Origin of the sequence: Georgenia soli, assembly GCF_002563695.1 — a bacterium.
In the GTDB taxonomy this organism is placed as follows: Bacteria; Actinomycetota; Actinomycetes; order Actinomycetales; family Actinomycetaceae; genus Georgenia; species Georgenia soli.
The window spans coordinates 3434680-3458942 of sequence record NZ_PDJI01000004.1 but is presented as its reverse complement, the minus strand read 5'-3'; the positions used below and the strand labels follow the sequence as shown (position 1 = coordinate 3458942).

The window sequence follows — 24263 nt, the reverse complement described above, 5'->3', positions numbered from 1 at the left end:
CGCGAAGGAGCAGCCATGGTGGACACGCCCCAGCACGTCACCTCTCCCGACGGAACGACGATCGCCTACGAGTCCTACGGCTCCGGGCCGACGGTCGTCCTCGTCGCCGCCGCGATGAACGACCGCTCCGGCCTCCGGCCGCTGGCGCAGGCCCTGGCCGACGGCGGAGCCCGCGCCGTGACCTACGACCGGCGTGGCCGCGGCGACAGCACGGACGCCGCCACCGTCGACGGCGTCACCCCGGTGGCGGGAGCGGTCGAGCGTGAGCTCGACGACCTCGACGCGCTGCTCGCGGCGGTCGGCGGCCGGGCGGCCGTGCTCGGCTACTCCTCGGGCGGGCACCTGGGCCTGCTCGCCACGATCCGCAACCCCGGCCTCGTCGCGCTCGCCATGTTCGAGCCGCCGTTCGCCTTCGACGACGAGTCCACGGAGCCGACGACGGCGAAGGCCGAGACCCTCTCGGCGCTCGTCGCCGCGGGGCGGCGGGCGGACGCGGTGACGGAGTTCCAGCGCGGCATCGGCCTGGACGACGAGATGGTCGACCAGCTGCGCCACGCCCCCTTCTTCCCGGCGCTGGAGGCGATGGCGGCCAGCCTCGTGTACGACGCGGCGGTCACCGGCCTGCACCCCGACCCGGCCCGGCTGGGCCCGCAGGTGCGGGTGCCGACGGTCGTGATGCACGGTCGGGGCACGTGGCCCGGGCTGGCCGGCTCGTCCCGGCGTGCGGCGGAGGCGATCCCGGGCGCCGAGCTGGTCGTGGTCGAGGGCGAGGACCACGCCGTCGTCCCCGGCGCCGTCGCGGCGGAGGTCCTCCGGCTGCTCGCCCGGGTGCCGTCCCGTGGGACAGCGGCCGCCCCGGAGGGAGCGAGATGACGACGTTCGCCGTCGTCCACGGTGCCGGCGGGTCCGCCTGGGAGTGGCATCTCGTCGGTGACGAGCTCGCGGCACGCGGGCACCGCATGGTGGCCGTCGACCTGCCCTGCGAGGACGAGTCCGCCGGCCTGGCGGAGCACGCCGACGCGGTGGTGACGGCGATCCGCGAGGCCGACGGCGCAGCTGGAGGTCCGGTCGTCCTCGTCGCTCACTCGCTCGGCGGGTTCGTCGCACCGCTCGTGGCAGCGCGCACCCCGGTCCGGCGCCTCGTCCTGGTGTCCGCGATGGTGCCGGCGCCCGGGGAGACGGCCGGCGAGTGGTGGGAGACGAGCGGGTACCGGGCGGCAGCGCGGGAGCGCGACGCCAGCCGGCAGGACAGCAACGTCCCGGGAGACAACCCCGGGGTTCAGGACAGCACGGGTCGGCAGGACGGGACGGCCGACGAGGCCGCCCATGACCCTGATGCCGAGCTGGTCGCACTGTTCATGCACGACGTCGACCGGGAGCTCGCGGCCGAGGCGCTGCGGCGGTCGCGGGACCCTGCGGAGCGGCTCATGTCCGACCCGTGGCCCCTGCCCGGCTGGCCGGACGTGCCGACGTCGTTCCTGGCTCTGGGCGACGACCGCGTCTTCCCGCCGTCCTTCCTCCGCGCGCACGCCCGCGAGCGCCTCGGGGTCACGGCCGACGAGATGCCCGGGAGCCACTGCGCCTACCTGTCACGGCCGGGCGAGCTGGCGGAGCGGCTCGTGGGCTACGCAGCGCTGGACCGACCGTCCCGCAGGTAGCGGAGCATGAGCATGTCGCCGGCGGTGAGGACGTGGCCCAGCCGCATGCGCCGGGTGGTCTGGGCGCCGCCGGCCGTGATCCGACCGGCGGCCCCGCCCTCGAGGACCGGGCTGAGCGTCAGGCACAGCTCGTCGACGGCGTCGGCCTCGACCAGCGTGCCGAGCAGCTGCGGTCCGCCCTCGCAGAGCACCTGGAACAGCCCGCGCCGCTCGAGCGCCGCACGCACCAGACCGACCTCGACGGCGTGGTCGCCGCACGGGACGACGTCGGCCACCCCCGCGAGCGCCAGCCGCGCCGCCGCCGGTGAGGCCTCGTCGGTGAGGACCAGCGGGCGGACCGGCGCCTCGGTGAACATGGGACTCTGCGGCGCGAGATCCAGCCGGGAGGAGACGACGGCGAGGACCGGGTGGGCCGGGAGGCCGTGCGCGAGCCGCCAGGCCGCGACCTCGTCGTCGAGCCGCATCGCGCCGTACCCCTCGGCGCGAATCGTGCCGGCCCCGACGAGGACGACGTCGGAGAGCATGCGCAGGGTGTCGAAGACCTGCTTGTCGTCGGCGTTGTTCAGGCCGCCGGACAGGCCGGCGTGGGTGGCGGCGCCGTCGAGGCTGGCGATGAAGTTCACCCGCAGGTGCCAGTCCGCCCGGTCCGCCACCGCGTAGCGGCGGATCAGCTCGTCGGGGTCGAACATCGGTGCCTCCTCAGCGGTTGTGCCGGCGCTGCACGGGGGCGCGCCGGCCGAGCACGGCCTCGGTGAGGCGGACGGCGTCGCACGTGGCGGCGACGTCGTGCGTGCGGACCACCCGGGCCCCCGCCGCCACGCACAGGGCCGCGGCCGCGAGCGACCCGGCGAGCCTGTCCTCACGGGGGCGGCCCAGCGTCTCCCCCACGAAGTCCTTGCGCGAGAGCGCCACGAGGGTCGGCCACCCGAGCGCGGTGATCTCCCCCAGGCGCCGGGTGAGCTCGAGGGAGTGGTCGGTGTTCTTGTTGAGGTCGTGGCCCGGGTCGATCACGATGCGGTCCTCGGCGACCCCGGCCGACGTCACCCGCTCGACCTGCCGGCGCAGGAAGAGCGCGACCTCAACCACGACGTCGTCGTACACCGGGCGGGGATGGTGCTCGTGCGGGGCGGCGAGCGAGTGCGCGATCACCACGTTCGCGCCCGTGGCCGCGACCACCTCGAGCATCGCCCCGTCACGCAGCCCGTTCGTGTCGTTGACGACGTCCGCCCCGGCGGCGACGCAGGCTGCCGCCACCTCCGGGCGGGTGGTGTCGACCGAGATGAGGACGTCCGTGGCCGCGCGCACGGCCTCCACGACCGGCAGCACCCGGTCGAGCTCCTCCGCCACCGGCACGGGCGGGGTCTCCGGGGAGAACGGCACGCCGCCCACGTCGACCCAGTCGGCACCGTCCGCGACCGCTCTCAGCGCCGCCGCGACGGCCGCGTCGAGGGAGAAGGTCCGGCCGCGGTCGTAGAAGGAGTCGGGCGTCCGGTTGACGACGGCCATGACGGCGACGTGGTCACGGAGGCGGAGGGGCCGTGGGCGGGTCGTCGTCGCGTCCGCCGGCAGCGGCCCCGGCGCCCCGGGCCCCGTGCCGGGCGCCACCGCCGCCTCCAGGGTTTCCGTCATGGCCGCCTCCTCGACACCGGTTCGGCGCTCATGCCGCGGGCTGGTGCGCGAGGGCGTCGAGCGGGACCTCCGGGTCCGCGAGCCGCGCCCGGTCCACCGGCTCGCCGGACCGCACGAGCCGTTCGATCGACGGGCTGACGTCCCAGACGTTGACGTTCATGCCCGCGACCACGCGGTCCTGCGCCACCCAGAACGCGATGAACTCCCCGCCGGCCGGGTCGCCGCGGTAGACCACCTCGGCGTCGCGGGCGAGGTCGAAGAACCCGGAGTACTCCATGCCGAGGTCGAACTGGTCGGTGTAGAAGTACGGCACGAGGTCGTCGACGACGTCGCTCCCGAGCATCGCCCGCGCCGCGATCGGTGCCGCGTTCAGCGCGGTCGCCCAGTGCTCCACCCGCAGGTGCCGGCCGAGCGCGGGGTGGAAGGCCTTCGCGACGTCACCGACCGCGTGGACGTGGGGATCCGAGCTGCGCAGCCGCTCGTCGACGACGACGCCCCCGTCGACCTGCAGGCCCGCCTCCCGGGCGAGCTCGTCGTTGGGCACGGCACCGATCCCGACCACGACGACGTCGGCCGGCACCCGCTCGCCGCCGTCGAGCACGACGGAGGTGACGCGGCCGGAGGCGCCGGCGATCTCGGCGACCCCGGTGCGCATGCGCAGGTTCACCCCGTGGCGGCGGTGCAGATCCGCGAAGACGGCGCCGAGCTCGTTCCCGAGCGCGCGGCTCAGGGGCACGGCCTCGGGCCCGACGACGGTGACGTCGTTGCCGTAGGTGCGGGCGGCGGCGGCCACCTCGAGCCCGATCCAGCCGGCCCCGACGATCACGACGCGGCGTCCGCCGTCGGCGATCTCGGCGCGGAGCGCGTCCGACTCGGCACGGGTGCGCAGGTAGTGCACGCCGGTGAGTCCCTCGCCCGAGCCGGGACCGGTCAGGCGCCGGGAGCGGGCGCCCGTGGCGAGGAGGACCTTGCGGAAGGGCAGGCGGGTGCCGTCGTCGAGCACCACAGCTCGTCCGGGCAGGTCGAGCGCGGTGGCGCGGTGGCCGACGACGAGGTCGACGTCGTGCTCGGCGTACCAGCCCCCGGGGTGGACGTAGCCCGCCTCCCGCCGCGCGGTGCCGGCGAGGTACTCCTTCGACAGCGGCGGCCGCTCGTAGGGGCGTTCGGGCTCCTCGCCCACGAGATGGACGGAGCCGTCGTAGCCCTCCTCGCGAAGGGTCTGCGCCGCCCGGGCGCCGGCGAGCCCGCCGCCCACGATGACGATGCCTGGTTGCGAGATGCCTGGTTGCGACATGGTGTCTCTCCTCCTCACTCACCGGCGCGGTGCCGGTCTCAGGTGAGGTACGCCGGGCTCAGCCCGCGTACGACCGCGGGGCGGGACCCGCCCCGACGAGCGCGAGGAACTCGGCCCGCGAGCGCGGGTCCTCGCGCAGAGTGCCGCGCAGCGCCGAGGTGACGGTGCGTGAGCCGGTCACCGCGACGCCGCGCAACGACATGCACAGGTGCTCCGCCTCGAGCACCACGCCGACGCCACGTGGCCGCAGTCGCTCCTGGAGGAGGTCGGCCACCTGCTGGGTCAGCCGCTCCTGGACCTGCAGGTCGCGGGAGAAGTGCTCGAGGACGCGGGCCAGCTTGGAGAGGCCGACGATCCGCTCCCCCGGCAGGTACGCGAGGTGCGCGACACCGTGGAACGGCAGGAGGTGGTGCTCGCACAGCGAGTGGAACGGGACGTCACGGACGAGCACCAGCTCGTCGTAGCCCTCGTCGTTCGGGAAGGTCGTCATCTCGAACGGGCGGGGCGTGAGCATCTCCGCGAGGGCGTCCGCCACGCGCCGCGGCGTGTCGGCGAGGTGCTCGCTGCGGGTGTCGCGGCCGAGGGCCCCGAGAAGATCGGCGACGGCGGAGCGGGCCCTGGCGAGGTCGATCCGCCCGGCCGAGCCGGCTGCGTCGTCGACCGGGGCGGGACGCTGCTCCACCAGGGCGGCACGCGACTCCGCCGGGACGGGACGTGGGTCGACCGTGGGGGCATGGGGCAGGGTCGTGTCGAGCGTCGGCTCCGCGTCCAGCGCGAGGCGCTCGTCCGCAAGGGTGACGACGGCCATCTGAGCTCGCCTCCTGCTCGTCCGCTGAGCGTGGTTCCCACGTCAGCCACCTCCGTGGTGCGTACTTCGACGGTAGGAACCTCAGCGTTCTTCAGTCAAGCGATCTTGTTTTTAGAGGCGTACACTGAGTGGCGTGCCGCAGACATCACGCTCCGCACGCGTCGCCGCCGTCTCCGTGCTGGACGACCCCACCCGGCGCGCGCTCTACGACCTCGTAGGCTCGCGCCCCTCCCCCACCAGCCGCGACGACGCCGCGACCGCCCTGGGCCTGAGCCGCAGCACAGCCGCGTTCCACCTCGACCGCCTCGCCCAGGAGGGGCTGCTGACCGTCGAGTTCCACCGACCACCGGGGCGGTCGGGGCCCGGGGCCGGGCGACCGACCAAGTACTACCTCCGGTCCGCAACCGAGGTCACGGTCTCGGTGCCGGAACGGCACTACGACCTGGCGGCGGACATCTTCGCCCGGGCCATCACCGAGGCCTCCTCCACCGGTGGGCACGTGCGCGACGCGCTGCGCCGGGTCGCGTCCGCGACCGGACGCGAGACCGGCGAGCGCGCCGGCGACTTCGACGCGGCGCTCGCGGCGGGCGGCTACGAGCCCCGACCCGACCCCGCCGGCGGTCTCGTCATGGGCAACTGCCCGTTCCACCAGCTCGCCCAGCGGCACACCGAGCTGGTCTGCGAGCTCAACTACCAGCTCCTGGACGGCGTCGCCCAGGGGTTGCCAGGGTGCGGCCGGCGAGTGATCGCGGACCCGGGCGCCGGCCGGTGCTGCATCCGTGTGCTGCTGGAAGGGGCCGGGAACGGGACAGCACCGCCGGCGGCCCGGCCCGACAGCCTGCTCGGCGACAGCGACGACCGAAGGTCGAAGGCGACTGACGGTGACTGAAGGCCACTGAGGCGACTGAAGGCGACAGCCACGGCTGAGGACTCCTCAGCCCGCAGGCGACGGCCGTGGGCCGCGTGGCGGGTCGAAGCGCGTCGTGCGGGTCCGCCACGGCTGGCGCCGGCGGGTCCGTGACTCCCTCGCCCCGACCGCCTCGGCGATGAGGTCTCTCGACCGGTACTCGTGCAGCTCCCACCACATCTCCACGCCCTGCTCCCACCTCTCGGCGGCGGCCCGGTGCCGCCGTCGCCACGAGCATGCAAGTTGAAGTCGACTTGAGGTCAACTACGCTGCGGACCGTGCCCTCAGCGACCCTCACGATCGGCCAGCTCGCCGAGCGCTCGGGCGCCGCCCCGTCGGCCCTGCGGTACTACGAGCAGCTCGGCCTCATCAGGTCCGAGCGCACGGCCGGCAACCAGCGCCGGTACCCGCGCGCGACGCTGCGGCGGGTGGCGTTCGTGCGGACCGCCCAGCGGGTCGGGCTCTCGCTCGAGGAGATCGCCGAGGCACTCGCGAGCCTCCCGGGAGACCGGGCGCCCACGCGCGAGGAGTGGGGCCGCCTCTCCCGCGGCTGGCGCCCCCGGATCGAGGCCCGGATCGCCCAGCTCGAGCGGCTGCGGGACAAGCTCGACAGCTGCATCGGCTGCGGGTGCCTGAGCCTGGACCGTTGCGCACTGTCCAACCCCGACGACGAGGCGGCCGCGCGCGGCCCCGGGGCCGCCTTCCTCTGACGATTCCGGTAGCCAGAAGCTGGTGCCACGGGTTGACTGTCCACCAGAGATCAGGGCCGTCGTCGGAAGGAGCTGCCGTGCGCGCGATCTGGAAAGGTGCCATCACCTTCGGACTGGTCAACGTGCCGGTGAAGCTCTACAGCGCCACCGAGAGCCACGACGTCCCCCTGCACCAGGTGCACGACGCCGACGGCGGTCGCATCCGCTACCAGCGCCGGTGCGAGATCTGCGGGAACGTCGTCGACTACGAGAACATCGACAGGGCCTACGACGACGGGCAGCAGACCGTCGTGCTCACCAAGGACGACTTCGCGGCGCTGCCGTCCGAGCGCAACCGTGAGATCGACGTGCAGGAGTTCGTGCCCACCGAGCAGGTCGACCCGATCATGATGGGCAGCGCCTACTACCTGGCCCCGGACTCGAAGTCGACTAAGTCGTACGCCCTGCTCCGCGAGACGCTCGAGCAGACCGACCGCACCGCGATCGTGACGTTCACGCTGCGGCAGAAGACGCGGCTGGCCGCGCTGCGGGTCCGGGACGACGTCCTGGTGCTGCAGACGCTGCTGTGGCAGGACGAGGTGCGCGAGGCCGACTTCCCCGGGCTGGACGAGAAGGTCAGCATCTCCGACAAGGAGCTGCAGATGTCGGCGGCGCTGGTGAAGAGCTTCGAGTCCGACTTCACCCCCGAGCAGTTCACCGACGAGTACCAGGAGCAGCTGCGCGAGCTCGTCACCGCCAAGCTCGAGCAGGGCGAGGCCCTCGACACCGAGGCCACCTTCGGCGAGGAGGCGGAGGCCGAGGAGGGCGGCCAGGTGCTCGACCTCATGGAGGCGCTGCGCCGCTCCGTCGAGCAGTCCCGCCAGAAGCGCGGGAACAAGGACGAGGAGCCGACGGCGGAGGGGGCCTCCGAGAAGGCCGCGCCCGACGACGAGGCGGACGAGGCGGAGGAGAAGAAGCCCGCCCGCCGGTCGTCGAGCAGGTCGCGCGCCAGCTCCAGCTCATCCGACGGCGAGAAGAAGACCGCCTCCCGGTCGCGGGCGAAGAAGGACACGACCGAGACGGCCGAGGAGAAGGCCGACGAGAAGACGAGCGGCTCCAGGTCCTCGCGGTCCACGACCAAGAAGGACACCGAGGAGAAGCCCGCGGCGAAGAAGTCGACCACCCGGAAGACCACCTCACGGAAGACACCCGCCAAGAAGTCCGCCTGAGCGAGTCCTCCAGCGACCGGGCCCGACGGTCAGCCGGCCGCGGACCGAAGCCTCTCGAGCAGCGGCTCGGCCGCCGTCGCCAGGAAGTCGTCCTGACTGTCGCCGCCCACCTGGACGAGGGCGACGTCGGTGTAGCCGGCCTCCCAGAAGGGCGCCACAGACTCGACCATCGCGTCCAGGTCGGGCCCGCAGACGATCGACTCACCGACGTCCTCCGGTCGGACGAAGGACGTGGCCGCCTCGAACGCCTCGGTGGTGGGCAGGTCGGCGTTCACGGCCCAGCCCAGGCCCGACCACCGGAAGAGGTCGTGGGCGCGAGCGAGCGCGGCGTCCGGGTCGGGGTCCCAGCACACCGGCACCTGGCCGATCGCCCGCCCCTCGGGCAATCCCTCCTCGCGGCGCTGCTCCTGCCACGCGGAGACCACGTCGGCGTCGGGCAGGGTGGAGACCAGGTGGTCCGCCATCGCGGAGAAGCGTGAGACCGACTGGCCGCCGGAGACAGCGACGGCGATCTCGACCGCCTCGTCGGGCAGGTCCCAGAGCTTGGCCTGGTCGACGCGGAAGTGCTCGCCCGCCCAGGTGACCCGCTCGCCGTCGAGGAGGTCGCGGATAATGACGAGCGCCTCCTCGAGCATGTCGTGGCGCTCCCCCACCGCGGGCCACCGCTCGCCGACCACGTGCTCGTTCAGGCTCTCGCCCGCGCCGAGACCGAGGGTGAACCGGCCGTCCGAGAGCACCCCGAGGGTGGCCGCCTTCTGGGCGACGACGGCGGGGTGGTAGCGCATGGTCGGGCACGTCACGTACGTCATGAGGCCGACGCGCTCGGTCACCTGCGCGACGGCGCCCAGCACCGACCACGCGTAGGGCGAGTGCCCCATCGAGTCCAGCCAGGGGAAGTAGTGGTCCGAGCAGACCTCGAAGTCGAACCCGCGCCGCTCCGCCTCCTGCGCGTGGCGCACCAGGTCCTTGGGGCCGGCCTGCTCGGTCATGAGGGTGTAGCCGAAGCGTGTCATGCGCTCCAGGCTGGCACCCGCACGGCCGCGCGGCACGCGGGGACGACGGTCGACCGCCGTCGGAATTCAGGACGCGCGTTCGGCTGCCCACTGCCAGACTTCGGCGCGTGAGTCCGCTCCTCTTCGTGGTGGCCGCGATCCTCTACGTGGCCACGGTCGCCCTGTTCACGCTGGCGGTCAGGCGCCTGCTCGGCGTCCAGGTGTCCATCGTGCGGGCCGCCGTCGCCACGCTGGTTGCCCTGACGGTCACCCGCCCGGTGCTCGACGCGCTGGTGACGGAGCCGGTCGTCTCGACCTCGAGCGTGACGACCGAGCAGCTGCTCTACGTCGCGCTCCTCGGCGCGGTCACGTTCGTGCTCGCGATGGTGATCATCGTCGTCGCCGAGGTGCTTGTGCCCGACGGGTCCGTCCCTGGGCCGATCGACCTCTGGCGCGGCTGGCGCTCGCGTCTGAGCCGGTCCGGGCGGTACCTCGAGATCCTGCGCATCGCGTGGCGGCACGGACTGAGCCGGTTCCTGCGCGGCCGGCGCCATCTCGCGCTGGGCACGGTGGCCGAGCGCCGCGACCTGGCGCGGTCGCTGCGCCGCGCCCTGGAGGACGGCGGGGTCACGTTCGTCAAGCTCGGGCAGCAGCTGTCGACCCGGCACGATCTGCTGCCCGCCGAGTTCGTCGCCGAGCTCTCGCACCTGCAGGACCAGGCGGCCCCGATCCCGTGGGAGGAGGCGGCCGACCTGGTGCGCACCGAGACGGGCCGCAGCCTCGACGAGCTCTTCGCCGAGATCGAGGAGCAGCCGCTGGCGGCAGCCTCGGTGGCTCAGGTGCACGGGGCCCGGCTGCGCACCGGCGAGCGGGTGGTGGTCAAGGTGCAGCGCCCGGGGATCGAGCACGACGTCGAGCGCGACCTCAACATCCTGGTGCGCCTCGCCTCGATGCTCGACGCGCGCACCGACTGGGGGCGCAGCATCGGGCTGCTCGACCTGGCCCACGGGTTCTCCGCGGCGCTGACCGAGGAGCTCGACTTCACGGTCGAACGGGACAACATGCGCGGCGTCGCCGCCGCGCTCGACCGCAACGGCACCAACGGCATCCACGTCCCCAAGCCGGTGGAGGAGCTGAGCACCTCGCGGGTGCTGGTGATGGAACGGCTGGAGGGTGTCCCTCTCACCGGGGCGGAGCAGACCCTGGTCCGCCTGGGACCGGAGACGCGCACCGAGCTGGCCAGCACGCTGCTGCGCACGGTGATGGACCAGCTGCTCGACAGCGGCATCTTCCACGTGGACCTGCACCCCGGGAACCTGCTCGTGGCCGACGACGGCACGCTCGGCATGCTGGACCTGGGCTCGGTCGGCCGCCTGGGTGCGAAGACCCGTCGGTCGATGGGCCAGTTCCTCGCGAGCATCGGCACCGGTGACTCGATGGCCGCGTCGGAGGCCCTGCTCGAGGTGGTCGAGCGGCCGGAGGAGATCGATGAGCGGGCCCTCGAGCAGGCGATCGGCGTGCTCATCCTGCGGTACACCGCCGGCGGCCCGACCGACGGCACGGTGGCGTTCGGGTCCCTCTTCACGCTGATCAACTCCTTCCGGCTCGGCGTCCCGCCCGAGGTGGCGGCCGTCTTCCGGGCGATGGCGACGCTCGACTCGACGCTGCGCGCCCTCGACCCTGGGTACGACCTCGTCGGCGAGGCGAAGGAGATGAGTCGGTCCCGGATGGCCAGACTCTCGGACCCCGGCCGGCTCAAGGAGACGGTCGAGCAGGAGCTGAGCTCGCTGCTGCCGATCGTGCGGCGGCTGCCCCACCGCATCGATCGTCTGGCCGACGCCGCGGAGCACGGCCGGCTCACCGCGAACGTGCGTCTCTTCGCGGATCAGCGGGACCGGCGGATCGTCACCAATCTCGTGCACCGCACTCTCCTGACGGTGCTGGCGGCGACGACGGGACTCATGTCCGTGGTCCTGTACACCGTCAACGGCGGTCCGATGGTCACGGACGAGGCGAGCATCTACACCGTGCTCGCGACATGCCTGTTCGTCGTCTCGGTGGTGCTCGGGCTGAGGGTGCTGATCATCATCTTCCGGCGCGAAGAGCCGTAGTCCGGGGCTTGCGCAGCATGCCCTCCCGGCGTCGTCGTCGCGGCCGCACGTAGCCCGGTCTGGTCGTCGCGGCGCGCGGCGCAGGTAGCGCCGCGCCTCGATGTCCGGCCATGCACGCCCGCTCGTCTTCGGGCCCGGTCACACGATGTCCGACCGACATCGGCACGGTCACGCGATGCCCGGTCCCGTCAGCGATGCCCGCTCGACCGGCGTTCTCCACAGGGCCGTGAGATGCCACGCCGTCCACAGATTTGGCGGAATGACGCCACTTCCCTTGCCCTCTCGAACGCCCGTTCGATAACCTAGGGGCACGTTCGAAACCGGGTCCGACGAGGCAGACCGGCTCTGACGGACGGACGTACGGGCCCCGCGGCCGACACGCACCCACGACGCAGAGGGAGGGCGAGATGACCACGACACCGCCCGCCCCCGGCGCGCCCGCCGGCCCCGCCGTGCCGGCCGGGCCGGTCTCCGCGGCCCTGACCGCGGCGGCCGACCAGCTCGACCTCCTCACCGGCCTCGACCTCGCCGCCCTGCCCTCCGCCGAGCTGCTCGCCGCGGTCGACGCCGCCGAGGCCCTCCACCGCCGCCTGCAGGCGGTCACCGCCCGCATCCTCACCGCCACCGAGACCGACGGCATGTGGGCCACCACCGGCGCACGGTCCTTCCCCGCCTGGTACCGCGCCCGCACCGGCCGCCACCACACCACCGCCCACAAGAACGTCCGCGAGGCCCGCCGCCTGCGCGACCACCTCCCCGCCACCGCCGACGCCCTGGCCGCCGGGTGAAGCGTTCGGGTTTTCGTGCCGCTCTCATACTGGCTGGGCCTCGGGCTCGAGGGCAGCGTAGTGGGCCTGCTCGTGCTCGACGGGCGGGACCATCCCGATGCTGGAGTGCAACCGGGTGTTGTTGTACCAGGCGACCCACCCGGCGGTGGCGAACTCGACGTCGCCGAGGGTCTTGTACGCCCCGTCGTGGAAGACCGTGGTGGCGATGCACTCGGTCTTGTACAGGCCGATGATCGACTCCATCAGGGCGTTGTCGTAGGCGTCGCCGACCGTGCCGATCGAGGGCGCGATGTCCTCCACGGCCAGGTGCTCGGTCAGCCGGATCGAGGTGTACTGGCTGCCCGCGTCGGAGTGGTGGATCAGCTGCCCGCGCGAGACGGGCCGCTCCTCGCGGTCGCGCTGCCAGATCGCCATGCGCAGCGGGACCATCACCAGGTCGGTGACCTTGGTGCGCTGGGCGTGCCAGGCCAGGATCCGCTGGGCGAAGACGTCGACGATGAAGGCGACGTAGACGAACCCCTCCCAAGTCCGCACGTAGGTGAAGTCGGTGACCCACACCAGGTTCGGCGCCGGCGCGGTGAAGTCCCGGTTGAGCAGGTCCCCGGCCCGTTTGCCGTCCTTGCCCGGCACGGTGGTGCGGTGGCGCCGGGCCCGGCTGATCCCGTGGTGGCCCAGGGCCCGCATCGCGGCGTCGACGCGCCCGTAGGAGACCTCCAGGCCGCCCCGCCGGAGCAGGGCGGTCATCTTCCGCCGCCCGTACAGGCCTTCGGGCAGCAGCCGGTACCGGCCCGTGGTGGGGTCCAGGACGAACGCCAGGGAGTGGATGGCGTTGACCAGGTACGCCATCGCCAGCTCCCGCGGCGCCAGGGAGGTCCGGGCCCGCCAGGCCCGGTAGGTCCGCGCGGCGACCTGCAGGCCCTGGTCAGACAGGACCCGGCAGACCGACTCGACCGAGCGGCCCTGGGCGTGCTGGGAGCGGATGAACTCCATGATCATCGGTTTCGGGGGTCGAGCTCCCCCGCGAAGAAAGTCGCCGCGGACCTCAGGATCGCGTTGTCCTCCTCCAGGCGCCGCACCCGCGCCTTGAGCGCCTTGATCTCCTCGCGTTCCTGGGTCGTCATCCCGTCCCGGGCGCCGGCGTCGACATCGCCCTGACGCACCCACCCCCGCAACGTCTCCCGGGACATCCCCAGACGCGCCGCGACCGCCTCGCACGCCTTGGTGATCGACCCGTACTCCGGGACCTGCTCCCTGACCATCCGCACCGCGCGCTCCTTCGCCGCGGCGTCGTACTGCTTCGGCATACCTGCATCCTTCCTCGCAAGAAACGATGCGGCACACAAACCCGAACGCTTCACCGCCGCCCACCTCGGCATCCTGCTGTGCTGGCACCACCACGACTACGTCCACCAACGCAACATCACCATCCAACGCGTCGGCGACCAGTGGATCTTCACCCGCCCCGACGGCACCACCATCACCACCATCCGCGCCGCCTGACCCGGCACAACGACAACGCGCCGGACACGCACGCACCGGAAGAGCATCGCCGCACCAGCGAGGGCCGCAGACCCACGGTCTGCGGCCCTCGCTCGCCGGTGACGCCTCGCCCTTCTCACCGGCCCCGCAGCACGAGCCCTGCCTACCGAAGCAAGCAGGGCAGCCAGCAGCGCCGGCTCCGACGGAGCGCCCGGTTCAGGCCACCGGCACAGCGGCCAGTCGACTCGCCGGGCCGTGAACGCGAGAGGCGGCAGTAGTGCGGACAGAACCGTTCCGCGTGCCGTGCCCACCGGCGGCGCGCCTGACGTCGTCGGGACGACGCGGGGTCGGGCGGGAGGCGACCGTGTGCTCCTCGACGAGGCCACGGGCGCGAAGCTCCGGCACGACACCCTTCAGCAGCGCGGCCACGTCGGCGGGAACCGACCCCGGCAGCACGACGAACCCGTCTGCCGCGCCCGCACTCACCCAGGTCTCGACCACGTCTGCGACGTCGGTGACGGTGCCGTAGGCGCGGAGCGCTCCCGCCCAGGACGCCTGGTCCCCGTCGATGTCGGCGATCAGCCCGGCCCGCTCCTCGGCGCTGGCCCGGTCCTGCGAGACGACGGCGTGCAGGTCGACGAGGACGCGCACGTCGTCCTCCCGGCCGGCGGCGCGGGCCGCCGCACGGACCGCGTAGCGCAGCTCGCGCGCCCAGCCGAGGTCCTCCTCGCGGATGCGCACGATGTCCGCGTGCGCGCCGGCCAGCGCGACATCCTGCTCGCCCGAGACCTGCAGCACCACGCTCGGGCGCGGCGAGCGCGTACGCGCCCCGGCGATCGAACGGGACACCCCTGGCAGCGACCGCGCGAGGTTCTCACCGCCGCCGGCGAGCTGGAGGCCTGTCCACGTGCCGTGCTCTCGGGACACCTGCGCCAGCTCACCGGCCACAACGCCGAGGTCGGCGCGCCCGGCGGGAACGCTGGGAATCAGGCCGGCTGACCCGGCGTGCGGGCTGATGCGCCGCGCGGCGACGACGGGGTCGAGCCAGTCGTCGCGGCGGACCGCCCGGTCGGAGCGCAGCCGGAACTGCTCGCCGAGAGAGACGAAATCGACGCCGCTGTGGTGCGCGGCGCGGGTGTAGGACGCCAGCTTGGCGAGGTCGCACTTCTCGACCGGCAGGTCGGCGGAGAGTCCCGTCGCGGACGTCGAGACTCCAAGGCCGGTGAGGTCCAGGCCGATGGTGGCGCGCGGAGTGTTGGAGGTACGGGTGGGCAGCAGAGAGACAGTCATGGTGCACGTCCAAGGTGTCGTCGCGCGGTCGCGCGCAGGCAGGAAGGAGGCTGACCGAGCCGGTCCACGCCACAGGCGTCTCACTCGCCCGGGTGTGGGCTCAGGTCAGGGGTGATGCGTCGGCGCGCAGTTCAGCGCCGGGGCATCGCGGAGGAACGTCGTTCAGGCGGACATTCGCGAACGACAGCACATGCACATGCACATGGAGCGGCCAGCAGAGAAGACGTTCTGCCTAGGGCTCGTGTGCGCGTTCATGTCGTTCCGGTTCCTTCGTGCTCATGCACCTGGAGGTGCGTGTCGTTGCCCTCACGGGCCAGGTCGTCACCCCGGGGCACCCCCCGCACGTGGGGGGTTGCCGACCAGCAAGCCGGGACTTAGCGCACTTACGTGCGCACTGGTGCTCGAGACCTGGAGGTGACGTTAGGCCAGCGATACTTCAGGTGTCAACGAACGGCGTGTCGCCACGGGATGCGATGACGCCGCCGTGAGGGGCACCCCGGGCGGCCCGCTGCCCCTGGGACCGCGCGTTCGGACCGCGCGTTCGGGCCGTGCTCCTGGGGACCACGCCGAAGGGCCGGGCACCCGAAAGGTGCCCGGCCCGGCGACCGCGCTCAGCTCTTCGCCGGGTTCTCCGGCTCTCCGAGCGAGAGCATCAGTCGGTTCGCCCAGTTGAAGAACGCCGCCCCGTGAACGAGGTCGGCGATCTCGAGATCGTCGAGCCCCTGCTCCCGAAGATCTCTGACCTCCTGCTCACCGAAGCCGACCGGGGTGCGGGTCAGCGCCACGGAGGCCGCGACGACGGCGTTCCAACGTGGGCCGAGGTCCGCCCCGACGCCCTCGTCGAGCAGCTGCTGGACGTCGTCGGGTCGGCGGGAGTGGTGGCTGGCGAACCGCGCGTGGACCGACGCGCAGAAGACACAGCCGTTGAGCCGACTCGTAGCGGCGGCCGCCAGCTCGCGCTCCGCACGGGGCAAGCCGCCCTTGGTGTTGTAGAAGATGTCGTTGTCCGTGCGGGTGCGCGCGCCCAGCACCTCGGGGTCGCGGGCCAGCAGCGCGAAGTAGGGGCTTTCCGCGCGGCGACGGTCGACCACACCGTCCCAGTGCCGCTCCGTGAACTTCTCCACCGCCAGAGGCTCCAGCCAGGGAACCCAGCCGAGGTTCTCCTGCGTGAACTTCTCGGGCCGCTCCAGGTCTGGGTAGGTGGTGACCTGCTCCGCGGCGCTGACCGTCTCGGTGGCGATCGTCTTCTCGGTGGACATCAGCGAGCTCCTTCCGACCCGGCGGCGGCGAGCTGGCGCAGCCCGTGCACCACCCGTACCTGGAACGCGAGGAACGCCACGAGCTGGGAGAGCGTGACGATCCCCGTGGTGGACCAGCCCTTCGTCAGCAGGCGGTCGAGGGCCTCGGGCGTCGCCTCCCGCGGGCGGAGCACCAGCAGCTGGGCGTGCTCGAGCGCGGCCGAGAGGCGACCGCCGAGCACCGCCTCCGCGGCCGCCTCGAACGACGGCCCCGGCCGGCTCTCCGGCGCGAGCCCGGGCTCGCGGTAGATCCCGTAGGGCCCGTTGCCCCGGGCACGAGCGACCTCCTCGTCGACCGCCCCGACGACGACGTAGCCGCTTCCCCCGCCGACGGCGGCGAGCCGCGTCGCGTAGTAGTCCCGCAGGTCCTCGGAACCGTGCAGCCCGACGACGAACGTGGCGACGGCGAGCCGTTCCGCGACCGAGATCTGGGAGTCGTCGACCGGGTGGAACAGCGCCTCGTAGGCCTTCTGCGCGTTCGCACGTGCCTCCGGCCGCGCCGCGCGGATCTGGTCCAGCCGGTCACCGGGACGGACACCGAGGAGGTGGTCGACGACGTCGGCCGGTTCTACGATCCCGCCGTAACCCGGCGAGCCCGGATCGGTTCTCACGTCGGTGGCCGGGCCGGCCGGGGTGGTCAATGGGGTCATCTCTCTCCTCACAGAGCAGTGCTGACGAGCGGGGCGGCGTCGGCGCGTGCTGCCGAACCGGGGAACGGGGAGGCATCGCTGTGCGACGCAGTGGTGGCGAGCGGGGCGGCAGCGGCGTGCGGAGCAGCACCCGCGGACGGGTCAATCTCGGCGGACGGGCCCCTGGTGGCCCAGCCCAGGGCGGGGGCGACCTCCGTGGCGATCAGCTCGACGGAGCGCAGGACGTCCTCGTGGGGCGGGTCGATCGAGTGCACCTGGAAGCTGACGTCCGTGGCGCGGGCGAGCGCCGTGTCCTGCCGCAGCAGCTCCACGACCTCGTCGGGCGTCCCGACGTAGCTGTCCGTGCGCCGGATGACGGTGTCGAGGTCGTCGATCGGCAGGTCGTGCCTGATCGCCCGCAGCTTCTCGACCGCACGGAACAGACCGGCGCCCGCGAGCACCCGCGCCCGCTGCCGGTCCTCCGTGACGAACAGGGTGCGCGAGGCGAGGATCCGCGGCTCGACCCCCGTGGGCAGCGCCGCGAGGTAGGCGTCGATCACCGGGTGCTGGATCTCGCTCAGCGAGGCGTCCGGCGCGCCGGCCGGGCGGGGCTGCGTGCGCGAGAGCATGAGCCCGTCGCCGGCCGCGCCCGCCCGCTCGGCGCCGGCGGCGGAGAACGTGGCCTGCCACAGCCGCTGCGCCAGCCCTGGCGCCGGCGGATAGAGCTGGTTGTGCGGGTGGCCGAGGTCCCCACCGGCCAGCGCGCCGCGCAGGACGTCGAGGTGCGCCGCGTGCACAGCGTGCTTGTCGGCCACGTCGAGGCCGAACGCCGAGAACGACTTCGGCGTCCCGCCGGAGCCGAGCCCCAGCTCGAGGCGCCCGCCGGAGAGCACGTCCAGCACCGAGGCATCCTCGGCCACCCGCACCGGGTTCTCCAGCGGCAGGGTGATGATCGCCGTGCCCAGGCGGATGCGCTCCGTCACGGCGGCGAGATGGCTCAGCAGCACGAGCGGCGAGGGCAGCCCGCCCTCGTCGCCGTCGAAGTGGTGCTGCGCCACCCACGCGGCGTCGAACCCCAGCCGTTCTGCCAGCTGCACCTGCTCGACGGCGTTGCGGTAGCGCTCCGCCGGGGGAGCGTAGTCGAGGACGCGCGTGAAGATCCCCAGTCGTGTGGTCATCGTGACTGCTCCTGCTCGGTGGTCGGTGCGGCGTGCCGCGTGATCGGGGCGGCGTGGTGCTCGCTGGCCGGGTCGGCGCCCCGCGTGATCGGGGCGGCGTGGTGCTCGCCGGCCGGGTCGGTGCGCCGCGCGGTGGACCCGGTGCGGACGCCGCGCCCGGGGATGGCCGCCAGCAGTGCGGCCGTGTACTCGTGCTCCGGCCGGGCGAAGACCTGCTCCGTCCGCCCCTGCTCGACGACCTTCCCGGCCCGCATGACCGACACGGTGTCGGAGATCTGCCGCACCACCGCCAGGTCGTGCGAGATGAACAGGTAGGTCAGGCCGAGGTCCGTCTGCAGCTCGCCGAGAAGGTCGAGGATCTGCGCCTGGACGCTGACGTCCAGCGCGGAGACGGCCTCGTCCAGCACCAGCAGCCGCGGCTGGAGTACGAGGGCCCGGGCGATGGCGACCCGCTGTCGCTGCCCGCCGGACAGTTCCGCCGGCCGGCGCCGGAGGACATCGGCCGGCAGCGCCACCCGCTCGACCGTCTCCGCCGCGCGGGCCGCGCGCGCCGACCGGCCGGGTCGCTCGCCGCGCGGGAGGTTGCGCAGCGGCTCGGCGACGATCTCCGCGATGCTCTGGCGCGGGTCGAGCGAGGAGAACGGGTTCTGGTACACGAGCTGCGTCCCCCGGCGGAACCGCCGCAGCGCCTCCCCCCGCAGACCGGTGACCTGCTCCCCCTCGACGACGACGGAGCCCGCCGTGGGCCGGCCGAGCCCGACGACCGCGCGCGCCGTCGTCGTCTTGCCCGATCCCGACTCCCCCACCAGGGCGTGCGTGGTGCCCCGGACGACGGCGAAGCTGACGTCGTCGACGGCGCGGAACGCGCCCGCCGCGCGGTCGCGTGCGAACTCCTGGACCAGGCCGGTGACGACGACGGCGTGGTCGTGCTCGTCGGCCCGCTCGACGAGGGCCGCGGTGCGCGCCCGCGCGCCGTCAGCCGGGGAACGGAACGCCGGGGCGTCCGCCAGCAGGGAGCGGGTGTACGTCGCCTGCGGGTGGGAGACGAGCTGCGCCGTCGGTCCCTCCTCCACCACCCGGCCGTCCTTGAGCACGACGACGCGGTCGGCGCGGTCGGCGGCGACGGCGAGGTCGTGCGTGATGAGCAGGACGGCGGTGCCGAGCTCACGCTGGAGGTCACCGAGCAGGTCGAGAACCGTCTGCTGGACGGTGACGTCGAGGGCGGAGGTGGGCTCGTCGGCGATGACGAGGTCCGGCTCGAGCGCGATGGCGCCGGCGATGAGGACCCGCTGCTTCATGCCGCCGGAGAGCTCGTGGGGGTACTGGCGCGCCCGGACCTCCGGCTCGGGGATGCCCACCCGCTCGAGCAGCTCGAGCACACGGGCCCGGATCGCCGCGGCAGAGCCGTAGCGGTGGATGCGCAGCACCTCGGCAAGGTTGTCGCCGACGGTCTTGACGGGGTTGAGCGAGTTGTTCGGGTCCTGCGGCACGAGTCCGACGCGCCTGCCGCGCACCGACTCGAGGCGGCGGGAGCTCCAGCCGCTGACGTCCGTCCCGTTGATCGCCACGGTGCCCGACTCGACCCGCCCGTTCTCGGCGAGGAGACCGATCACGGCCTGCGCCGTCGTCGTCTTCCCGGAACCGGACTCGCCGACGACGGCCACCACCTCGCCGGGACCGACGTCGAGCGAGACGCCGTGGACGACGGTCCGCGCGGCGGACCGCGTGCGGTAGGAGACGACGAGGTCACGGACCGACAGGACCGCCGGACGCCCGCGCGCGGGTGCCGCCCCAGCGGGCTCCGCCGTCGTGCGGTGGTCCGTCGTGCCCTGCTCCGTCGTGCCCTGGTCCGTCGACGGTTCTGTCGCCGGGGGCGCCGGGCGCGCCTCGGACCTGGTCGCGGCGGAGGCGAGGGTGGTGGCGATGCTGGTCATGGGTCAGCTCCTCCTGAGGGCGACGCTGATGCGGTTGGCGGAGAGGACCACGGCCACGAGGACGAGACCGGGCAGGGTGGTGAGCCACCAGGACGTGGCGATGTAGTTGCGGCCCTCGGCGATGAGCAGGCCCCACTCCGGCGTCGGCGGCGGGGCGCCGTACCCGAGGAAGCCGAGCGTGGAGATCGCGATGACGGCCGTGCCGAACTGCAGCGCCGCGAGGGAGACGACGGCGCCTGCCGAGTTCGGCAGCACGTGGCGCCACAGGACGGGCAGGAAGCGCGCGCCGCCCGCGAACGCGGCCTCGACGTAGTCGCTGCGACGCACGCGCACCACCTCCGAGCGGGACAGCCGCGCGAAGGAGGCGACCGAGCTGACACCGACGGCGATCGCCGCGTTCGTGGTGCCGAACCCGAGCAGGATGAGGACGCTGAGCATGAGCAGCAGGGAAGGGATGGAGAGCAGGACGTCGACGACGCGCATGATGACGTCGTCCACGATCCGGCCGGCCGAGCCGGCCAGGACGCCTAGGGCGGTGCCGACCACGAGTCCCACGCCGACGGCGACGAGGGCGCCGGTCAGCGACTCCCCCGCCCCGTGGATGACGCGGGCCAGCAGGTCGCGCCCGAGGGCGTCGGTCCCGAACGGGTGAGCCGCGCTCGGCGCCTGCAGCTTGTCGGCCGGCACGCCGACGACCGGGTCGTGGCTGGTGAAGAGCCCCGGGAGCAGAGCCCAGGCGAGCACGACAGCGACGACGCCCACCGCGAGCACGAGCGTGGGCTCCGTGCGGCGCAGGCGGGCCCAGGCGCCACGGAGGGCGCGCGGGGCACCGTCGGCCGGTCGGCGGCCGCCGGTCCCACGCACCGGCGCCGTGACGCGCCCGGCGTCGGCGTTCGCCGTGTCCGAGGCCAGGGGGCCCGACGTGTCCGAGGTCAGGGCGTCCGCCGTCGCGGCGCCCCCGGTGACATTCGTGGTGGTCATGCGGCCAGCCCCACCTTCTGCTTGGTGCGCGGGTCGAGGACCGGGTAGAGCAGGTCCACGACGAGGTTCACGACGACGAACGTGGTCGCCGCCAGCAGGACGACTCCCTGGAGCACCGGGATGTCCTGCTGCGAGACGGCCTGCTCGGTGATGCGGCCGATGCCGGCGCGGCCGAACACCGTCTCCGTCACCACCGCACCGCCGATGAGCTCACCGAGCAGCACGCCGGCGATGGTCAGCGACGGCAGGACTGCGTTGCGGGCGATCGTCCGCACGAGGAGCCACCTGGGCCCGGCGCCCTTGGCGGTGGCGACGACGACGAACGGCTGCAGGCTGACGTCGTCGATGCTGCGGACGATGACCTGCGCCAGCGGGGCCGCGATGGGCACCGCGAGGGCCAGCACGGGCAGGATCAGGGCCTGCACGGGGCTCGGCGCGATCACGGGGACGAGACCGAGCCGGAACGAGAAGACCTGGACCAGCACGATCGCGAGCCAGAACACCGGCACCGCGGCGAAGAGCGACGGCACGGACCGCAGCAGGCCCCGGAGCCACGCGAACGGGGCGAGGTAGGACAGGGCGGCGATCCCCACGGCGAGCACCACCGCGAGCGCGAACGACGCCACGGCGAGGGTCGCCGTCGACGGCAGCGCGTCGGCGAGGAGGGTGGCGACCGGGGTGCCGTACTGCACCGAGTACCCGAGGTCGCCGCGCAGGAAGCCGCCGAGTGAGTCGAGGTACTGCTGCACCAGCGGCACGTCGGCGCCGTAGGCCTGTCGGATCTCGGCGATCTGCGCGGCCGAGAGCCCGAGCTCCGGGTTCTCGAACTTGATGAGCAGCGCGTCGCCGGGCAGCGCCTGCAGCAGCACGAAGCTCAGGGTGAACGCCGCGAGCAGGACCAGGGCGGCCTGGCCCACGCGGCCGACGACGTAACGCATCAGCGGTTCAGCCAGGTGTCGTAGAAGGCCGGACGCCCGACGGACTCGAAGCCGACACCCTGCACGTGCGGGGCTGCCCCGTAGACCTGGGGCTCCTCGAAGAGGGGGATGTACAGGGCCTGCTCGGTCAGGTAGTCCTGCACCGCGCCCGAGGCGGCGTCCCGCTTCTCCGGGTCGGGCTCGGAGGCGACGGCCTCCAGGAGTGCGTCGAGCTCCTTGTCCTCGGAGACGAGGACGTCGCGGTTCTCCGAGTGGAACTGGCTCTTGATGACGTCGTGGTCCGCGCGTCCGACCATCGAGTGGTACAGCGGCGAGCCGAGCGGGTCGCGGGAGGCCTCGGTGATGGTGGCGGTGTCCGCGGTCTTCACGTTCAGCTCGAACCCGATACGCGCCAGCTGCTGCGAGACGAGCTCGAGGTTCGGCTTCGACAGCGGCTGGGCGTTCGAGGCGTAGACGTCGAGGGAGAGTCGCTCGCCGTCCTTCTCGCGGATGCCGTCGGCGCCCGGCACCCAGCCGGCCTCGTCGAGGAGCTGCTCGGAGAGCTCGGGGTCGTGGGCGATGCCCTCGGACTCGTCCTTGTAGCCCAGCGCGCTGCTGCTCAGCTGCGAGGTCGCCACCGGGTAGTTCTCCGTGTAGACGGTGTCGACGACCTCCTGCGCGTCCACGCCGTGCAGCAGCGCCTGGCGGACCCGGACGTCGCTGAGCAGCGGGTTGGTGGGACGGAGCGCGAGCCCGTTGTTCACGCCGCGGGTCTGCGGGGCGTAGAGGTCGATGCCGGCGGCGGTGACCTGCTCCTCGTCGTAGGCCTGGACGTAGCGGACGTAGTCCGCCTGACCCGAGGTGAGCGAGCCGATGCGCACGCTGTCCTCGGGGGTCACCACGATCTCGATCGCGTCGAGGTAGGCACGGCCCTGGTGCTCGAGCGACGGCGGCGCCCAGTCGTAGTCCTCGCGGGCCTCGAGGCGGATGCGGGTGCCGATCTCCTCGTCGGCGACGACGAACGGGCCCGAGCCGACGATCTCCGTGGAGCTGCCGGCCCCGAACTCCTCGAGGCTGCGGTCGAGCGTGTCCGGGGAGACGAGACCGGAGTTGATGGTCGAGGTCGCCTGGAGGAACCCGGGCGCCGGGGCGTCGAACCGGAAGGTCACCGTGTCCTCGTCGACGACCTCGCTGCCGGCGTAGTTGTTGATCGCCTCGGACACCGTCAGCCCGAGCTCGGCGTCGCCGAGGCCGTAGGTGTCGAAGTTCTTGGCGACCGCCTCGGCGTCGAGCGGCGTGCCGTCGGAGAAGGTGACGCCGTCCCGGAGGTTGAACGTGTACTCGGTCGCGTCGTCGTTGACCTCCCAGTCCGTGGCGACCCACGGCTCGATCTCGAGGGTCTCGGGGTTCTGGTAGGTCAGGCGGTCGGTGATGTTGTTGACCAGCCCGCCGTTGGGGTAGAAGCCGGCCTGCGGCGGGTAGAGGTTCGTGTGCGGCTGGTACTCGAGGTAGACGAGCTCGCCGCCGGTGACCGGCTCGCCGGCGGGGGCGTCGGCAGCTGCCGCGCCCTGCTGAGCGCCGCCGCACGCAGCGAGCATGCCGGCGGACGAGATGAGTGCGACGACGGTGAGCGCCTGGCGGCGGCTCGGGACGCGGCGGGACGCCGGTGACATGGGTTCTCCTACAGGGGTGTGGGACTGCTCGAGGTACAGAGGTGTGACGGTGCGTGTGCGTCGGGGGCGGCGCGTCGGGGGCGGCAGCTGACCGGACGGGTGGGCTGGGAGGCACGCAGGACCGAGACGGCCCCCGCAGAGGGCGTGCAGGTGTGCGACCCGGCGTGTGTGACCGACGTGCCGCCAGCGCCTCACGGGTGTGGACGTGGCGAGCCAGCGCCTCACGGGTGTGGACGTGCCGGGCCAGCGCCTCGCGGGTATCGAGGCGTCGACCGGCGACTGCCGTGACGCGTCGCGCTCGGGTCGCCACCGCTGTGTGCGGGCGCGACGCCCGGCAGACGGCGGCGCCGACGCCCGCGGACCACGTGAACGCGGTCTCGGAGCTGGGAAGCGCGCGGGCCTGCAAGGCGCGCGGCGACGAGGCGGCGACCGAGACCGCCGACGCTACGCCGTCGTCGATCCTGGCCCCCTCGCCCCCGCGACCGAATGAGGTCCGCGGGCCGGGCACTCTCCCCCGCTGGACGGGGTCAGGCTGGCTGTGTCCGGATGGTCCTGGACCGGGACGAGGTCAGAAGGCCCAGGACCCGCGCATACAGGGACGACAGCAACAGGCTCCGGTGCGGCAGGATCGGAGGGCCGTCGTGGCCCCGGCGTGAAGGGCGAGCTCGGCGGTGACCGTCGATCCCCTCATCGTTCCTCCGTCGTCCGGTGGCAGCGGCGGACGCCGCGCCTGGTGCTCATACAGTCGCACCCGCGGGGCGAAGGCGTCCGAATCGTCC

21 protein-coding genes and 1 riboswitch are annotated in these 24263 nt (G+C 73.1%); of the genes, 7 read left to right on the top strand and 14 right to left on the bottom strand.

What is annotated here, in order from left to right:
- The first annotated feature begins 15 nt into the window (after positions 1–15).
- Both ATJ97_RS16900 and ATJ97_RS16895 read left to right on the top strand, forming a co-directional pair.
- Positions 16–873, top strand: coding sequence for an alpha/beta fold hydrolase (locus ATJ97_RS16900; RefSeq protein ID WP_098484732.1), 858 nt, complete (start codon positions 16–18; stop codon positions 871–873).
- On the top strand, positions 870–1658 hold the full coding sequence (locus ATJ97_RS16895; RefSeq protein ID WP_098484731.1) for an alpha/beta hydrolase: 789 nt from the start codon (positions 870–872) through the stop codon (positions 1656–1658). Before ATJ97_RS16900 ends, ATJ97_RS16895 begins: the two co-directional genes overlap by 4 nt.
- On the opposite strand, the gene ATJ97_RS16890 is transcribed toward ATJ97_RS16895, so the two are convergent.
- Genes ATJ97_RS16890 through folE form a run of 4 tightly spaced genes read right to left on the bottom strand, consistent with a single transcriptional unit; the run spans position 1625 to position 5389 of the window.
- Entirely contained in the window at positions 1625–2347 is a 723-nt protein-coding gene (locus tag ATJ97_RS16890; RefSeq protein ID WP_098484730.1) for a pyrimidine reductase family protein, read from the bottom strand. The two genes, ATJ97_RS16895 and ATJ97_RS16890, sit on opposite strands and share 34 nt — an antisense overlap.
- A 10-nt stretch (positions 2348–2357) precedes the next feature.
- Positions 2358–3287, bottom strand: coding sequence for a dihydropteroate synthase (gene folP, locus ATJ97_RS16885; RefSeq protein WP_098484729.1), 930 nt, complete (start codon positions 3285–3287; stop codon positions 2358–2360).
- 28 nt (positions 3288–3315) lie between these two features.
- Positions 3316–4581 carry an NAD(P)/FAD-dependent oxidoreductase gene (locus tag ATJ97_RS16880; protein ID WP_098484728.1) on the bottom strand — a complete coding sequence of 422 codons (1266 nt, stop codon included), beginning with the start codon at positions 4579–4581 and terminating at the stop codon, positions 3316–3318.
- A gap of 58 nt (positions 4582–4639) precedes the next feature.
- On the bottom strand, positions 4640–5389 hold the full coding sequence (gene folE, locus ATJ97_RS16875) for a GTP cyclohydrolase I FolE (protein ID WP_098484727.1): 750 nt from the start codon (positions 5387–5389) through the stop codon (positions 4640–4642).
- A gap of 133 nt (positions 5390–5522) precedes the next feature.
- Here folE and ATJ97_RS16870 point away from each other — a divergent pair, with 133 nt between their 5' ends.
- The 3 genes from ATJ97_RS16870 to ku all read left to right on the top strand — a co-directional run bounded on the left by ATJ97_RS16870 (position 5523) and on the right by ku (position 8214).
- Positions 5523–6278, top strand: coding sequence for a helix-turn-helix transcriptional regulator (locus ATJ97_RS16870; RefSeq protein ID WP_098484726.1), 756 nt, complete (start codon positions 5523–5525; stop codon positions 6276–6278).
- Positions 6279–6532: 254 nt separating this feature from the next.
- Complete coding sequence (soxR, locus tag ATJ97_RS16865; protein WP_098484725.1) at positions 6533–7006, top strand: redox-sensitive transcriptional activator SoxR; 474 nt, start codon at positions 6533–6535, stop codon at positions 7004–7006.
- A 77-nt stretch (positions 7007–7083) separates the two neighbouring features.
- Positions 7084–8214 carry a non-homologous end joining protein Ku gene (gene ku / locus ATJ97_RS16860; RefSeq protein WP_098484724.1) on the top strand — a complete coding sequence of 377 codons (1131 nt, stop codon included), beginning with the start codon at positions 7084–7086 and terminating at the stop codon, positions 8212–8214.
- A 29-nt stretch (positions 8215–8243) separates the two neighbouring features.
- Here ku and ATJ97_RS16855 read toward each other — a convergent pair whose 3' ends face one another.
- The gene (locus ATJ97_RS16855) at positions 8244–9227 is read right to left on the bottom strand and encodes a TIGR03557 family F420-dependent LLM class oxidoreductase (protein ID WP_098485564.1); all 984 of its coding nucleotides are present in this window, start codon (positions 9225–9227) and stop codon (positions 8244–8246) included.
- A 107-nt stretch (positions 9228–9334) separates the two neighbouring features.
- Between ATJ97_RS16855 and ATJ97_RS16850 the strand changes: the two genes are divergently transcribed.
- The gene (locus tag ATJ97_RS16850; protein WP_098484723.1) at positions 9335–11317 is read left to right on the top strand and encodes an ABC1 kinase family protein; all 1983 of its coding nucleotides are present in this window, start codon (positions 9335–9337) and stop codon (positions 11315–11317) included.
- A 407-nt stretch (positions 11318–11724) separates the two neighbouring features.
- On the top strand, positions 11725–12105 hold the full coding sequence (locus tag ATJ97_RS16845) for a DUF222 domain-containing protein (protein WP_098484722.1): 381 nt from the start codon (positions 11725–11727) through the stop codon (positions 12103–12105).
- Between the two features lie 24 nt (positions 12106–12129).
- On the opposite strand, the gene ATJ97_RS16840 is transcribed toward ATJ97_RS16845, so the two are convergent.
- From ATJ97_RS16840 to ATJ97_RS16800, 9 genes are all read right to left on the bottom strand, one after another.
- A protein-coding gene (locus ATJ97_RS16840) for an IS3 family transposase (protein WP_098482786.1) occupies positions 12130–13409 on the bottom strand; the annotation gives its coding sequence in 2 pieces (ribosomal slippage) (positions 12130–13136 and positions 13136–13409; 1281 coding nt in all).
- A 391-nt stretch (positions 13410–13800) separates the two neighbouring features.
- Positions 13801–14874, bottom strand: coding sequence for an LLM class oxidoreductase (locus ATJ97_RS16835; protein ID WP_098484721.1), 1074 nt, complete (start codon positions 14872–14874; stop codon positions 13801–13803).
- A 291-nt stretch (positions 14875–15165) separates the two neighbouring features.
- Positions 15166–15283: riboswitch (SAM riboswitch) on the bottom strand.
- Positions 15284–15485: 202 nt separating this feature from the next.
- Positions 15486–16133 carry an alkylhydroperoxidase domain protein gene (locus tag ATJ97_RS16830; RefSeq protein WP_098484720.1) on the bottom strand — a complete coding sequence of 216 codons (648 nt, stop codon included), beginning with the start codon at positions 16131–16133 and terminating at the stop codon, positions 15486–15488.
- Entirely contained in the window at positions 16133–16822 is a 690-nt protein-coding gene (locus ATJ97_RS16825; protein WP_098484719.1) for a CMD domain protein, read from the bottom strand. The genes ATJ97_RS16830 and ATJ97_RS16825 overlap by 1 nt, the downstream gene beginning before the upstream one ends.
- 8 nt (positions 16823–16830) lie before the next feature.
- Positions 16831–17979 (bottom strand): putative FMN-dependent luciferase-like monooxygenase, encoded by a 1149-nt coding sequence (locus ATJ97_RS16820; RefSeq protein ID WP_098484718.1) that lies wholly within the window; start codon positions 17977–17979, stop codon positions 16831–16833.
- On the bottom strand, positions 17976–19913 hold the full coding sequence (locus ATJ97_RS16815) for a dipeptide ABC transporter ATP-binding protein (RefSeq protein ID WP_098484717.1): 1938 nt from the start codon (positions 19911–19913) through the stop codon (positions 17976–17978). Before ATJ97_RS16815 ends, ATJ97_RS16820 begins: the two co-directional genes overlap by 4 nt.
- Before the next feature lie 3 nt (positions 19914–19916).
- On the bottom strand, positions 19917–20894 hold the full coding sequence (locus ATJ97_RS16810) for an ABC transporter permease (RefSeq protein ID WP_098484716.1): 978 nt from the start codon (positions 20892–20894) through the stop codon (positions 19917–19919).
- Positions 20891–21832, bottom strand: coding sequence for an ABC transporter permease (locus tag ATJ97_RS16805; protein WP_098484715.1), 942 nt, complete (start codon positions 21830–21832; stop codon positions 20891–20893). The genes ATJ97_RS16810 and ATJ97_RS16805 overlap by 4 nt, the downstream gene beginning before the upstream one ends.
- Positions 21832–23484, bottom strand: coding sequence for a TIGR04028 family ABC transporter substrate-binding protein (locus ATJ97_RS16800; protein WP_211287272.1), 1653 nt, complete (start codon positions 23482–23484; stop codon positions 21832–21834). Before ATJ97_RS16800 ends, ATJ97_RS16805 begins: the two co-directional genes overlap by 1 nt.
- Positions 23485–24263: the final 779 nt, after the last annotated feature.